Source organism: Sphingomonas sp. M1-B02 (assembly GCF_026167525.1).
Taxonomy (GTDB): domain Bacteria; phylum Pseudomonadota; class Alphaproteobacteria; order Sphingomonadales; family Sphingomonadaceae; genus Sphingomonas.
Genome location: NZ_CP110679.1, coordinates 2,006,268 through 2,019,103 on the forward strand (window position 1 = coordinate 2,006,268; position 12,836 = coordinate 2,019,103).

The 12,836-nt window shown below is 67.1% G+C and carries 15 protein-coding genes; 11 read left to right on the forward strand and 4 right to left on the reverse strand.

The window, feature by feature from the left end; all coding sequences use genetic code 11:
• Nucleotides 1–37: 37 nt before the first annotated feature.
• Genes OKW87_RS09595 through OKW87_RS09615 form a run of 5 tightly spaced genes read left to right on the forward strand, consistent with a single transcriptional unit; the run spans nt 38 to nt 3,496 of the window.
• The gene (locus OKW87_RS09595; RefSeq protein WP_265538980.1) at nt 38–295 is read left to right on the forward strand and encodes a type II toxin-antitoxin system VapB family antitoxin; all 258 of its coding nucleotides are present in this window, start codon (nt 38–40) and stop codon (nt 293–295) included.
• On the forward strand, nt 292–699 hold the full coding sequence (locus OKW87_RS09600; protein WP_265538982.1) for a type II toxin-antitoxin system VapC family toxin: 408 nt from the start codon (nt 292–294) through the stop codon (nt 697–699). The genes OKW87_RS09595 and OKW87_RS09600 overlap by 4 nt, the downstream gene beginning before the upstream one ends.
• On the forward strand, nt 692–1,201 hold the full coding sequence (gene ybeY, locus OKW87_RS09605; RefSeq protein ID WP_265538984.1) for an rRNA maturation RNase YbeY: 510 nt from the start codon (nt 692–694) through the stop codon (nt 1,199–1,201). The genes OKW87_RS09600 and ybeY overlap by 8 nt, the downstream gene beginning before the upstream one ends.
• A gap of 8 nt (nt 1,202–1,209) precedes the next feature.
• The gene (locus OKW87_RS09610; RefSeq protein WP_265538986.1) at nt 1,210–2,121 is read left to right on the forward strand and encodes a hemolysin family protein; all 912 of its coding nucleotides are present in this window, start codon (nt 1,210–1,212) and stop codon (nt 2,119–2,121) included.
• 4 nt (nt 2,122–2,125) lie between these two features.
• Entirely contained in the window at nt 2,126–3,496 is a 1,371-nt protein-coding gene (locus OKW87_RS09615; RefSeq protein WP_265538988.1) for a PQQ-dependent sugar dehydrogenase, read from the forward strand.
• On the opposite strand, the gene OKW87_RS09620 is transcribed toward OKW87_RS09615, so the two are convergent.
• Together OKW87_RS09620 and OKW87_RS09625 are read right to left on the reverse strand one after the other, a co-directional pair.
• On the reverse strand, nt 3,497–3,799 hold the full coding sequence (locus OKW87_RS09620; RefSeq protein ID WP_265538990.1) for a polyhydroxyalkanoic acid system family protein: 303 nt from the start codon (nt 3,797–3,799) through the stop codon (nt 3,497–3,499). It abuts the gene before it with no gap.
• The gene (locus OKW87_RS09625; RefSeq protein ID WP_265538992.1) at nt 3,799–4,218 is read right to left on the reverse strand and encodes a VOC family protein; all 420 of its coding nucleotides are present in this window, start codon (nt 4,216–4,218) and stop codon (nt 3,799–3,801) included. The genes OKW87_RS09620 and OKW87_RS09625 overlap by 1 nt, the downstream gene beginning before the upstream one ends.
• A 163-nt stretch (nt 4,219–4,381) precedes the next feature.
• On the opposite strand from OKW87_RS09625, the gene lnt reads away from it, so the two are divergent.
• The 3 genes from lnt to OKW87_RS09640 all read left to right on the forward strand — a co-directional run bounded on the left by lnt (nt 4,382) and on the right by OKW87_RS09640 (nt 8,671).
• Nucleotides 4,382–5,914, forward strand: coding sequence for an apolipoprotein N-acyltransferase (gene lnt / locus OKW87_RS09630; protein ID WP_265538994.1), 1,533 nt, complete (start codon nt 4,382–4,384; stop codon nt 5,912–5,914).
• Between the two features lie 70 nt (nt 5,915–5,984).
• Entirely contained in the window at nt 5,985–7,196 is a 1,212-nt protein-coding gene (metK, locus tag OKW87_RS09635) for a methionine adenosyltransferase (protein WP_265538996.1), read from the forward strand.
• Nucleotides 7,197–7,285: 89 nt separating this feature from the next.
• Nucleotides 7,286–8,671 carry an RNB domain-containing ribonuclease gene (locus OKW87_RS09640; RefSeq protein ID WP_265538997.1) on the forward strand — a complete coding sequence of 462 codons (1,386 nt, stop codon included), beginning with the start codon at nt 7,286–7,288 and terminating at the stop codon, nt 8,669–8,671.
• Here the strand turns inward: OKW87_RS09640 and OKW87_RS09645 are convergent.
• Both OKW87_RS09645 and OKW87_RS09650 read right to left on the reverse strand, forming a co-directional pair.
• Nucleotides 8,668–8,952: a UvrB/UvrC motif-containing protein gene (locus OKW87_RS09645; protein WP_265538999.1), complete on the reverse strand. Its 285-nt coding sequence runs from the start codon at nt 8,950–8,952 to the stop codon at nt 8,668–8,670. The genes OKW87_RS09640 and OKW87_RS09645 overlap by 4 nt on opposite strands.
• The gene (locus OKW87_RS09650; protein WP_265539001.1) at nt 8,949–9,542 is read right to left on the reverse strand and encodes a phosphatase PAP2 family protein; all 594 of its coding nucleotides are present in this window, start codon (nt 9,540–9,542) and stop codon (nt 8,949–8,951) included. The genes OKW87_RS09645 and OKW87_RS09650 overlap by 4 nt, the downstream gene beginning before the upstream one ends.
• A gap of 93 nt (nt 9,543–9,635) precedes the next feature.
• Between OKW87_RS09650 and OKW87_RS09655 the strand changes: the two genes are divergently transcribed.
• The 3 genes from OKW87_RS09655 to trmB are packed head-to-tail and all read left to right on the forward strand — an operon-like array spanning nt 9,636 to nt 12,224.
• Nucleotides 9,636–10,712, forward strand: coding sequence for a hypothetical protein (locus tag OKW87_RS09655; RefSeq protein ID WP_265539002.1), 1,077 nt, complete (start codon nt 9,636–9,638; stop codon nt 10,710–10,712).
• Complete coding sequence (locus OKW87_RS09660) at nt 10,709–11,500, forward strand: hypothetical protein (protein WP_265539004.1); 792 nt, start codon at nt 10,709–10,711, stop codon at nt 11,498–11,500. Before OKW87_RS09655 ends, OKW87_RS09660 begins: the two co-directional genes overlap by 4 nt.
• A 43-nt stretch (nt 11,501–11,543) precedes the next feature.
• Complete coding sequence (trmB, locus tag OKW87_RS09665) at nt 11,544–12,224, forward strand: tRNA (guanosine(46)-N7)-methyltransferase TrmB (protein ID WP_265539007.1); 681 nt, start codon at nt 11,544–11,546, stop codon at nt 12,222–12,224.
• The last annotated feature ends 612 nt before the right edge of the window (nt 12,225–12,836 follow it).

The following is a 12,836-nucleotide window of genomic DNA, read 5'->3' on the forward strand; positions in this document are numbered from 1 at the left end:
ATCCTAGCCTATATCGGGATATCCCGAGGAGGTAGAAATGGCATCATTGTTCATCAAGGATAGCCGTACTGCGGCACTCGTCGAGGAACTGGCGCAGACGATGGGTACGACCAAGACCGAGGCGGTACGCGTCGCCGTCCAGGGCAAGCTTGACGAAGCACAGGCCGCAGCTGCTCCGGTGCGACGCTCCGCGCGGGAAATTCTCGCTGAGTTTCACCGGAATAATCCTCTGCCGCCGCCAACCGGGTTGAAGGCGGACAAGGCTTTCTTCGATGAATTGTCCGGCGACCTGTGACGCTGTTCGTCGATGCGTCAGCGATGGTGGCCATGCTTCTCGATGAACCCGAGAAAGACTGGTTCACGGACGAGCTTGATCGGGATGTGGATCGAATCTGGTCGGGCGTCGCGCGCTGGGAAACCGTCGTGAATCTTGCCCGCGTGCGTAAATTCGATATCAACGAAGCCGAGGCCAAGGTAGATGAACTTTCCGCCAGCTTCGCTATTCGGATCGTACCGGTGAGCGATACCGAGAGCCGCCTTGCGATCCAGGCATACGCAACCTTCGGCAAGCAACGCCATCCCGCAGGACTCAATATGGGCGATTGTTTTGCCTATGCCTGCGCCAAGGCGCACGGCGCGCGCTTGCTCTACAAGGGCAATGATTTCGAGCAGACCGACATGGCTTGGTCCGGTGCTTGACGTCGCCGCCCTGCCCGAAGCCCCCTGGCCGGAAGGCGAGTGGGAGCCCCTAGCCCTCCGCGCCGCCACCGCGGCGCTGGAGCAATCCCCCTTCGCCGAATGGCTGACATCGCCCACCGCGATCGAGATCGCCGTCCGCCTGACTTCGGACGACGAAGTCCAGACGCTCAATCGCCAATATCGCCAGAAGGACAAGCCGACCAACGTCCTGTCCTTCCCGATGGTGCAACCGGATCTGCTCGACACCGTTACGCAGCATAGCGACGACGGCGAAGTGATCCTGGGCGATATCGTCCTGGCGCACGGCGTCTGCGTCGCGGAGGCGGCAGAGCGCGGCATCAGCGTCGAGGATCATGCCACGCATCTGATTGTCCACGGCGTGCTGCATCTGTTAGGATATGACCATATGGGGGACGGCGAGGCCGAGGCGATGGAGGAGATGGAGCGCGCCGCGCTCGCCTCGCTCGGGCTGCACGACCCCTATCCTGTTCGCGAGGACTGATACGCAAGATGGCCGACGGCCCCAGTAGCACCGGTAACGGCGACTCTAGTCAGGACGGCGGGATATGGCGGGGAATCCGCACCTTGCTGTTCGGCGACGATCAGGAAGAGACGCTGCGCGACCGCCTGGAAGAGGCGATCGACGAGCATGAGGAGGATGGCGTCAAGGGCCCCGCGGGCGACCTGGCCCCGATCGAGCGGCAGATGCTCAAGAATCTTCTGCATTTCGGCGAGCGCGATGCCGGCGACGTCGGCGTTCCGCGTGCGGACATCATCGCGGTGGAAGAACAGACCAGCTTCGACGATCTCGTCCAGCTCTTCGCCGAGGCGGGGCATAGCCGCCTGCCGGTCTATCGCGATGCGCTCGATACGGTGATCGGCATGGTCCATATCAAGGATGTCTTCGCGATCCTCGCCAAGAATGCGCCGCACCCGCCGAGCATCGCCGAGATGATGCGCCAGCCGCTCTATGTCCCGCAATCGATGGGCGCGCTCGATCTGCTCGCCCAGATGCGCGGTTCGCGCACCCATCTGGCGATCGTGCTCGACGAATATTCGGGCACCGAGGGGCTGATCACGATCGAGGATCTGATCGAGGAGATCGTCGGCGAGATCGAGGACGAGCATGACGATGCGCCGATGGCGATGCTCGTTCCGATCGAAGGCGGCGGCTGGGATGCCGATGCCCGCGCCGAGCTCGAAGACGTCGCCGAGACGGTCGATCCCCGGCTGGGCGAAGTCGACGAGGATATCGATACGCTGGGTGGCCTTGCCTTCGTGCTCGCCGGCCATGTTCCCCAGGTCGGCGAATGCCTGAAGCATGACAGCGGCTGGACGCTCGAAGTCGTCGCCGCCGATTCGCGCAAGGTCACCCGCCTGCGCCTCCACCCGCCGGAAAAGCTGGCCGAGCCCGAAGAGTGACACCATGCTGAAGCGGATCCTCATACTCCTGGCCCTGCTGGTCGCGCTTGCGGCAGCCGCCTGGTGGCTGTTCGCCCGGCCCGATCGGGCGCAGCTGAGCGAGCAGGCCGTCACCGGCCGCGCGCCGCAACTTACCCCGCCGCGCGACGAGGGTTTTCCGACGATCGGGATTGCGAAGCCGATCGGCTGGGAAGGCGGCGCCAAGCCCACCCCCGCCGCCGGGCTCCAGGTCGCACCCTTTGCGGACAAGCTCGATCATCCGCGCTGGCTCTATCGCCTGCCCAATGGCGACGTGCTGGTCGCCGAGACCAATTCCCCGCCGCGCGAGGGTGGCGGGATCACCGGCTGGGTCATGGGCCTGCTGTTGAGCCGCGCCGGCGCGACCGCGCCCTCGGCCAACCGCATCACCTTGCTGCGCGATACCGACAATGACGGCGTCGCCGACCAGCGCTCGGCGCTGCTCACCGGGCTGAATTCGCCCACCGGAATGGCGCTCGTCGGCAACTGGCTCTACATCGCCAACACCGACGCGCTGGTCCGCTATCCCTTCACCCCGGGCCAGACCAGGATCAGCGCCGCGCCCGAAAAGATCATCGACTTGCCAGGCGGCGGCAATCACTGGGCGCGCAACGTCGTCGCCGCGCCCGACGGCAAAAGCCTCTATGTCAGCGTCGGCTCGGCCTCGAACATCGCCGAGAACGGCCTCGATGTCGAAGGCCCGCTTTATGACGGCGGCTCGGTCGCGCAGGGCGTGAAGAGCCGGGCGCTGATCCTGCAGGTCAATCCCGACAACAAATCGGCGCGGGTCTTCGCCTGGGGCCTGCGCAACCCGAACGGGATGGCGTTCGAGCCGGTCACCGGCGCGCTGTGGACCGTGGTCAACGAGCGCGACATGCTCGGCTCGGACATGCCGCCCGACTATCTGACCCAGGTCGATTTCGGCGCTTTCTATGGCTGGCCGTGGAATTATTGGGGCGGCTATGTCGACAAGCGCGTCAGCCCCCAGCGGCCCGATTTGCGCGAATATAGCAAGCGCCCCGATTTCGCGCTCGGCGCGCATGTCGCCCCGCTCGGGCTGACCTTCGCTGCCGACGCGCAACTGGGCGATCGCTTCGCCAAGGGCGCCTTCATCGGGCTGCACGGATCCTGGAACCGCGAGCCCAAATCGGGCTACAAGGTCGTCTACGTCCCCTTCGCGGACAACGGCTTCCCCGAGCGCCAGGCCAAGCCGATCGATGTGCTCGCCGGTTTCCTCTCGCCCGACGGCAAGACGACGCGCGGTCGCCCGGTGGGCGTGATCACCGATGCGCGCGGCGGACTGCTGGTCGCGGACGATGTCGGCAATGTGATCTGGCGGGTGAGCGAGGCGCGCTGATTATTTCAGCAGCGTCGTCGCCTTGGTCTTCAGCTTCTCGCGGATCTTCGCCGCAAACAGCGCCAGCATCGGCGGCAGATCGACCACGGCGTGGACCCGGTCCTCGAACACCTCGAGGCGGCTCGCGATCGTCTGTCCCATCGCACTGACGGTGAAGTGGAGGACATCGCCCTCCCAACGCTGCTCGACATGGCCCCCACCGGGGAACATGTCGGCCAGCTTGCCGACGCCCCCGGCCAGCCGCGCGCGCACGGCTTCGCGGCCGAGCTTGTGCGGGATATCGACGGTTATCGGCTCAGCCATCAGCGTGCGAACAGTAATGCATCGTCCCCAAACGCCTTGAACTCGAGAGCGTTGCCACTGGGGTCGAGAAAGAACATCGTCGCCTGTTCGCCGACCTGGCCCTTGAAGCGGACATGAGGCGCGATCCCGAAGCGAACCCCCGCCGCCTCGACCCGCGCGGCGAGCGCCTCCCAGTCGGGCATCGTCAGCACCACGCCGAAATGCGGGACGGGCACGTGATGCCCGTCTACTTCGTTGGCGACCGCCACCGGCTTGGCCGCAGGGTCCAGATGCGCCACGATCTGATGTCCGAAGAAATCGAAGTCGATCCACTGGTCCGACGATCGCCCCTCCGGGCAGCCGAGCACCCCGCCATAGAAAGCGCGCGCGGCGGCGAGATCGTGGACAGGAAAAGCGAGGTGGAAGGGGCGCAGGGTCATGGGTGAGCTTTAGCCTATCCTCCCCGGCACGGGGAGGGGGACCGCGCGACAAAGTCGCGTGGTGGAGGGGGCTTTCCGCGAGCAGTTGGTCTGCGGCGCGCCCCCTCCACCAGCTTCGCTGGTCCCCCTCCCCGTGCCGGGGAGGATTGTGTAGAGCCTCGCAATGTCTTTCCGCCCCCTCCTCATTGCGCTCGCCACGGGCCTGCTGTCCGCCACCGGTTTCGCCCCGCTCGAATGGTGGCCGGTCGCCTTGCTATGTTTCGCAATCCTGCTCTGGTTGGTGCACGCGGCGCCGACGCTGAAATCGGCGCTGCTGCGCGGCTGGGTTTTCGGGGTCGGCCATTTCACCGTCGGCAACAACTGGATCCAGCACGCCTTCGACTATCAGGACAAGATGCCGCCCGCGCTCGGCTATGCCGCGGTGGCGCTGCTGGCGCTGTATCTGGCGATTTACCCCGCCGTCGCGATGGGGCTGGCCTGGCGGCTCGCCCGCCGGCCGCAGCCGGACATGGCCTTCATTCTGACCGCGTCGGCCGCCTGGATCGTCACCGAATATCTGCGCGGGGTGCTGTTCACCGGCTATCCGTGGAACCCGCTGGGGGTGCTGTGGCTGCCGACCCCGATCACCGGGATCGCCGCGTGGATCGGCACCTATGCGCTGTCGGGCGTGGCCGTCTTCGCCGCGGGCCTGCTCACGCTCGCGGCACGGCGCACCTATCGCCCGATCCTGATCGGCGCTCCTTTGTTGCTTGCGCTCGGGCTGCTGACCAGTCCGTTGAGCGCGCCTACCCCCGCCCCCGCGCAGCCGCTGGTCCGAGTCGTCCAGCCCAATATCGGGCAGGAAGCCGTCGGCGATGTCGATTATCCCGAGCAGGTGCTGGTCAAGCTGCTCGAGCTCAGCGGCCGGCCCGGCGCCACGCCGCGGCTGATCGTCTGGCCCGAGGGGTTGGTGAACTATTATGTCGAGGACGGCTATCCCGATCCCCGCTTCTACGCGCGCGGCGATCCGCGCTGGGTCCGCGCGCGCATCGCCGCGCTGCTGGGACCGCAGGACGTCGCGCTGATCAGCGGCACGGCCTTGTTCTTCGACGCCAAGGGCGAACTCGCCGGCGCCGGCAATTCGGTCTGGCCGCTCGACATCAGCGCCACGCTCGGCCCCCGCTACGACAAGGCGCATCTCGTCCCTTACGGCGAATACCTACCGATGCGGACCTTGCTCGCCCCGCTCGGCCTCGCCCGACTGGTGATGGGCGACGTCGACTTCATCTCCGGCCCCGGCCCACGCGGCCTGCCGCTCAAGGGCTTCGGCAATGCCGGCATCCAGGTCTGCTACGAGATCGTCTTCTCCGGCCAGGTCGTCGACCGCGCCAATCGCCCGGCATTCCTGTTCAACCCTTCGAACGACGCCTGGTTCGGCCGCTGGGGCCCGCCGCAGCATCTGGCGCAGGCACGGCTGCGCGCGATCGAGGAGGGGCTTCCCGTCCTCCGCTCGACGCCGACCGGAATTTCCGCTGTGATCGACGCGCAGGGCCGCGTGCTGGCTTCGATCCCGCTCGGTCAGGCGGGGGCGATCGAACTCCCCCTCCCCGAGCCGCTCCCGCCGACGCTCTTCGCGCGGCTCGGCAACTGGCTCGCCTTCCTGGTCGCCGGCGCGCTGCTCGCCTTGGCATTTGCCTTTCGCCGTCTCGCAAGCTAGGGCGATATAAGGAAAGCTTTATATGGCATGGCAACGGCCTGCTTTCCTCCCACCTGCCTAGAGGAAAATCATGCGTTCCAATTATCTCTTCACGTCCGAGTCGGTCTCCGAAGGCCATCCCGACAAGGTCTCCGACCAGATTAGCGACGCGATCGTCGATCTGTTCCTGAGCAAGGATCCCGAGGCGCGCATCGCCTGCGAGACGCTCACCACCACCCAGCTCGTGGTCCTGGCCGGCGAGATCCGCGGCAAGGGGATCATGGACGAGGCCGGCAATTGGGCGCCGGGCGTGAAGGACGAAGTCGAGCAGACCGTCCGCGCCACCGTCAAGCGCATCGGCTATGAGCAGGAAGGCTTCCACTGGGAGACTTTGCGCTTCGAGAACAACCTGCATCCGCAGTCGGCGCACATCGCGCAGGGCGTCGATGCCGGCGGCAACAAGGATGAAGGCGCCGGCGATCAGGGCATCATGTTCGGCTATGCCGCCGACGATACCCCCGATCTGATGCCCGCCACGCTCTATTACAGCCACAAGATCCTCGAGCAGATGGCCGCCGACCGCCATTCGGGCGCAGCCCCCTTCCTCGAGCCCGACGCCAAGAGCCAGGTGACGCTGCGCTACGAAGGCAGCAAGGCGGTCGCCTGCACCGCGATCGTCGTCTCGACCCAGCACGGCAAGGGCTATGACGAGGGCGACAAGGAAGCCGAGCTTCACGCTTATGTGAAGAAGGTGGTCGCGAGCGTCCTCCCCGCCGAGCTTTTCTCGGGCGAGACCGAATATCACATCAACCCGACCGGCAGCTTCGAGATTGGCGGCCCCGACGGCGACGCCGGCCTGACCGGGCGCAAGATCATCGTCGACACTTATGGTGGTGCCGCCCCCCACGGCGGCGGCGCATTCTCGGGCAAGGATCCGACGAAGGTCGATCGCTCGGCAGCGTATATCACCCGCTATCTGGCGAAGAACATCGTCGCCGCGGGCCTCGCCCAGCGCTGCACGATCCAGCTCGCTTATGCGATCGGCGTCTCCAAGCCGCTGTCGCTCTATGTCGACACCCACGGCACCGGCAGCGTCGGCGACGACAAGATCGAAGAAGCCATCATGGCGATCGAGAAGCTCGGCGGCCTGACCCCGCGCGCGATCCGCACGCACCTGGCGCTCAACAAGCCGATCTACCAGAAGACCGCGGCCTACGGCCATTTCGGCCGCAAGCCCGAGGGCGACTATTTCCCCTGGGAGAAGACCGACTTGGTCGACGATCTCAAGGCCGCTCTGGCCTGATCCAGCGAACAGCGACTTGCAAAGGGCCGGGGAGCGATCCCCGGCCCTTTTCTGTGGTCGCGCTTCCGCCGCAGGCCTAGGACAAGGCGATGCGCACCCTAGCTGATCCCACCCAGGCCCTGGCTCGCGGGCTATCCGCGATCCGTCGCGAATATCAGGTCCCCGAAAGCTTCCCCGCCGACGTCCTCGCCGAGGCCGCGGAGACGGCACGCCGCCCCCTGACCGACCATGTCGACCGGACCGCCCTGCCCTTCGTCACGCTCGATCCCGCGTCATCGACCGATCTCGACCAGGCCTTCGCGATCGAGCGATCGGGCGCCGACCTGATCCTCCATTACGCCATCGCCGACGTCGCCTGGTTCGTCGACGAAGGTGGCGCGATCGACGCCGAGGCCTGGCGGCGGGGCGAGACGCTCTATCTGCCCGATGGCAAGGCGGGGCTCCACCCACCGATACTGGCCGAAGGCGCCGCGAGCCTGCTCCCCGACGGACCACGCCCTGCGGTCATCTTCGCTGTCCGGGTCGCGCCCGACGGCGCCGCCAGCCTCGACGGCGCCGAACGCGCTATAGTCCGCAGCCGCGCGAAGCTCGCTTATGACGGCGTGCGCGAAAGCGATCTTCCGCCCGACTTCGCCGAGCTAGCGCGCCGCATGCAAGCGGCGGAAGACCGGCGCGGCGCCGCGCGGGTCGATCCGCCCGAACAGGAAGTCGCGTCCACCGGCGAGGGCCAATACGCGCTCGTCTTCCGCCCCAGGCTCGCCTCCGAGGCGCACAACGCCGCCCTCTCGCTCGCGACCAATCTTGCCGTGGCGCAGGCGCTGCAGGCGAATGCCACCGGGTTGTTCCGCGTGATGGCCGAGCCCGACGCGGCGGCAGTGCGCCGCCTCCGCTTCACCGCCCGCGCCTTCGGGCTCGATTGGCCCGAGGCGGCAACGCTCGAACAATATGAACGCAAGCTCGATGCGGCGGTGCCGGTCGAGGCGGCGTTCATGCTCGCGATCCGCCGGGCGGGGCGCGGCGCCTCCTACACGCCCTATCGCGCCGGCGTGACTCCATGGCATTCGGCGATGGCCGCGACCTATGCGCAGGCAACCGCGCCGCTCCGCCGCCTCGCCGATCGCTATGTCGTCCAGGCCGCGCTGGCCGTCGCCAACGGGCGGGCAGTGCCGGATCCCGTGACCCAGGCGTTCGAGCGCCTGCCCAAGGTAATGGCGCGCGCCGACGCTCGCGCGGGGCAGATCGAGCGCGCGGTGATCGATCTGGCGGAGGCGGTGATGCTGACCGGCAAGGTTGGCACTGCCTTCGCGGCCACGGTCACCGATCTCGACGATCGCGGCGCGCGCATCCAATTGTGCAGCCTGCCGATCACGGCGCGCGTGGACGTGAACGGCATGGCGCCCGGCGATAGCCTGCAGGTCCGCCTGTCGGCCGTCGATACCGATCGGCGCACGATCCGCTTCGAGCCGATCGCCTAGCGCTTCCCGCGCCGCGCCGTATTTGCGGTCATCGGGCTCGGCTTGACCGGCTTCTTCCAGCCCGCAGGCGGCGCCGGCTTGGGGTGCTGCGTGCCGATCCCCATCGCTCCAGGCTGCTGCCGCTTGAGCCCGGCGAAATCGCCTTCGTCGGCAGCCGGATCGCCGCCGCCTGCCCGCACCACCGCCAGCCGATTGCGCAGCGCCGCCGCCGCCTCGAAATCGTCACGTTCGGCCGCTTCGTGCATCGCCCGCTCAAGCTCCGCGATCGCCTCGGGGCTCAAAGCCGCACACCGGCAACTGCGTCGACCAGGGCTTCGGACCCCAGCCCGACCACCGCGCCCGCTGCGACGTCGCTCGGATAATGCGCGCCGATGAACGGCTGGATCGCCGCGACGAAGGCGACTGCCAGGCCCACCGCCGGCGCCGCGCCCGGATATTCGCGCACGAACGCCCGTCCAACCGAAACTGCCCCCGCAGTATGCCCCGAGGGGAAGCTGTTCCAGGGCCCCTCGTCCTTGCTGCCCTTCAAGTCGGCATGCAGCGCATAGCGGCCATCCTCGATCGCCTTGTTCGGGCGCGTCCGATTGACGTAGCGCTTGACCACCGCCTTCGCGCCGGTCGCCACCATCTCGCTCGCCAGCATGCGCAGCCCGGCGCGCAGGAGCCGCGGCCGGCGCAGCAACGCTCCGGCGGCAATCGTGCCGACGCAGAGGCTGATCAGCGGCGGCTGGTCGGCGATCTCGGCGACCGTGCCGAGCGTGCGCACCACGGGATGCTTGCGATATCGCGCGGCGGCGGTCGCCAGCGCCGCGTCGGTCCGCTCGATCGTGCCGGCGTGCTGCGCCCCGGGCGGAGCCTTTATAGGTTTCATGCCGGGGATAACCAGCGAGCGGCGCAAAGGTTCGCCGCTTGCGGTGGCCGTTCCCCGCTGTCAGTCTTCCCGCCATCGGATGGGGAGTGCCGCATGCATCGGGGATTCGCAGCACTGGCAGCCGGCATGTTGCTGACGATCGCCATTCCGGCGATCGCGCAGGCCCAACCGCGCAATCTGCCGATCACCGGCAAGGCGTTCGAGCACCAGCACAGCAAATTGCGCCTCCCCGGCGAATTGCTCGGTTTCAGGATGACCCGCCTGATCGAGAATGCGCCCGACCAGCTCGATGTCGTCGCCCTTTGGGACAGCCCCGACAACAAGGAGGCGATCAGCGTCTATGTCTATCGCTTCGTCCTGGGCGCGGTGCCTGTATGGTTCGATCGCGCGCGCGTGGCGATCGAGACGCGCGCCGATGTCTATGGCAGCGTTACGCGGCTTCCCGGCGCGATGGCGTTCGTGCCGCCGGGCCAATCCACCGCGAGCGGGCTCGCGACGACCTACGCCACCCAGGGCAGATTTCGCAGCACCGGGGTCGCGTTGCTGCCGATGGGCGAGTGGCTGGTCAAGGTGCGCTATTCCTCCGCCACGTTGGCGCCTGAACAGCTTGCCCCGCGCGTGCAAGCGGTGCTCGCCGCCCTCACCTGGCCGGACAAGATCGGCGCCGCGCCCGCAGCCGTGCCGATCGAGCCCTGCGCGACCCCGCTCATCTTCGCAGGCAAGGCCAACCCGGCGAAGCAGGATAGCGGATCGGCCCTGATGGCCGCGCTGATGGCGACTGCCGAGGGCGCCAAGGACGACCCCGTCAAACGCCCGGCCGCGCCGGCAAGCTGGTGCCGCGATCCCGCCTTGGTCGAGGCAGGGGCGGTGTATCGCCCCGACGCCTCCGCCAGCAGCTATCTGATCGCCATCAACGATGCCGGCCGCGGCGTTCGCGTGGGGCCCAATCTGGCCAGCGCGATCCTGGCCAAGGACATGAAGCGCGACAGCAAGCCGAGCTGGTCGATCGGGATGATCGAACTGGCGCGGCATATCAATTTCCCGGCGGTCGATCGCCTGCCCGCCCCGCAACAGGTCATCGATATCATCAAGCAGGGGCGCTACGATTCCATGGTCACTAGCTGGGGCAAGAAGCGGGACGTCCAGCTCCACCCGGATGCGCTGAAATGATCCGCTGGCTCGCGCCCCTCATTCTCGCATCGGCGCCCGCAGCCGCGCAGCTTGCCCCGGGCGAGCAAACGATGCTGGATCTCGCCTTCGCGCGCGGCAAACTGCTCTACGCTTATGACCAGGCCGCCTGGCACGGCACCGACGACATGCTGCAGAAGGTCAAGCAGCCGGAAAAGACGGTCGGAGGCTGGATCGTCGACGGACCCGCCGAGGCGCCCGAGCTGATCTTCTACGACCAGGACAAGGCCGAGCCGCACGCAGTCTACAGTGCGCGGTTCAGGGGCAGCCGGCTGGCCAGCGCCAAGCTGTTCGGACCCGGTGACGATCGCACCCTCTCGCCGCAGCGGCGGGCGCTGATCGCGGCGCGCGACAAGGCGACGGCCGCCTGGCTCGCATCCGGCCCGAAGCTATGCACCCGCGCCCGGGTCAACAGCGTCGTCCTGCCGCCCACCGCCCCTGGCGCCCCGACGCTGGTCTATATGCTTACCCCGCAAAGCGCGCTCGAAAGCTTCCCGTTCGGCGGCCATTACCGGATCGAAGTCGGCCCCGATTCCAGCGCTCCGACCATACGCGGCTTCGCCAATAGCTGCCTGGAAATGCAGCGGCCGACCGCGGCGCAACGCCGCGGAATCATGTTCGTCAGTCATGTCCTCGATCCGATCCCGACCGAGATCCACGTGTTCAGCGCATTGGCGGCACGCGTACAGCTCGTGGTCGGCACCAGCGACAAACGGCTCTGGTCGATCAGCGACAAGGGGATAAAGGCCGAACAGCCGCTGAAGGACTGAACGCGGTTCACAGCGCCGCCCGGCTGCGCTACCCGCCCCGCTTATGTCCGATCCCGCCACGATCCGCCGCCTCTACGGTCGCCGCCAGGGCCACAAATTGCGCCTCGGCCAGTCCGCGCTCGTCGAGGAGCTGCTGCCGCAGATCAGCATCCCCGAAGACGGACCGCTCGACGCGCAGACGCTGTTCGGCGACGATCGCCCGCTCGAGCTCGAAATCGGCTTCGGCGCGGGCGAGCATCTCGCGGGCCAGGCCGCGGCCCGCCCCGATCACGGATTCATCGGCTGCGAGCCCTTCCTCAACGGGGTCGTCGGCGCGCTCAACCATGTCCGCGACGATGGCCTTGACAATATCCGCCTCCACATGGGCGACGCGCTGACCGTGCTCGAGCGGCTGCCCGACGCCAGCCTGGATCGCCTCTACCTCCTCCACCCCGATCCCTGGCGCAAGGCACGACATGCCAAGCGGCGCATGGTCAATCCCGGCCCGCTCGACGTCATCGCCGCCAAGCTCAAGCCCGGCTGCGAATTCCGCCTGGGCACCGACGACCCGACCTATTGCCGCTGGTCGATGATGGTGATGAACGGCCGCCGCGACTTCGACTGGCAGGCAAAGGTCCCCGCCGACTTCCTCGAACGCCCGGCCGACTGGCCCGAGACGCGCTACGAGCGCAAGGCGCGGCGGCAGGGACGCGAAGTGTGGTATTTCCGATATGTGCGGGTGTGACGATCCGAAGACCCCTGCCCGATGGATACCGATTAGCGATCCTAATCCAGAATGTAGCCACTGACGGGCGGAGGGGGACCCAGTCTATGCAGCAAAGGCATTTGCTTCCGTGCGAGGCTGATCACATCCTTGCTCGAGCAGGTGTGAGCGCCTTTCGCCTTCCATGCTACCACATGGCCTTTGGGCAAGGGGTACCACCGGCTGTCCTGGGAACGGATTAGCGGCCGATCGCACCGGACGCAGGCGCTGAAATATATGCCCCTGTTCCACACCCAGCGGCCAGCTTTATGGCGGAAGACACAGGCGAGTCGCATATTCGGATACTAAATCAGAGCATTCTTCCTAGTGCAACAATCATAAACCGGCGCCGCGAGCAGCGATCGAAGGCCTTGTTAGGTGGCGTACAGGTATCGGAGAAGACCCCGCCACTGCCCGCCTGACACCGACCCTGACCGACTAGGGCGCTCAGGCCTCAAGACCATCAGCGCCGTAGATCTTCTAGCCGGCGATCCGGTCTGTCTTATTAGCGTTGAGTAAGCCTGCCAAATCGCGATGCCACTGCACGGGTCAAGATGGTCGCGACGACGGCCCCTGATGCTGGAACGCTTGCCG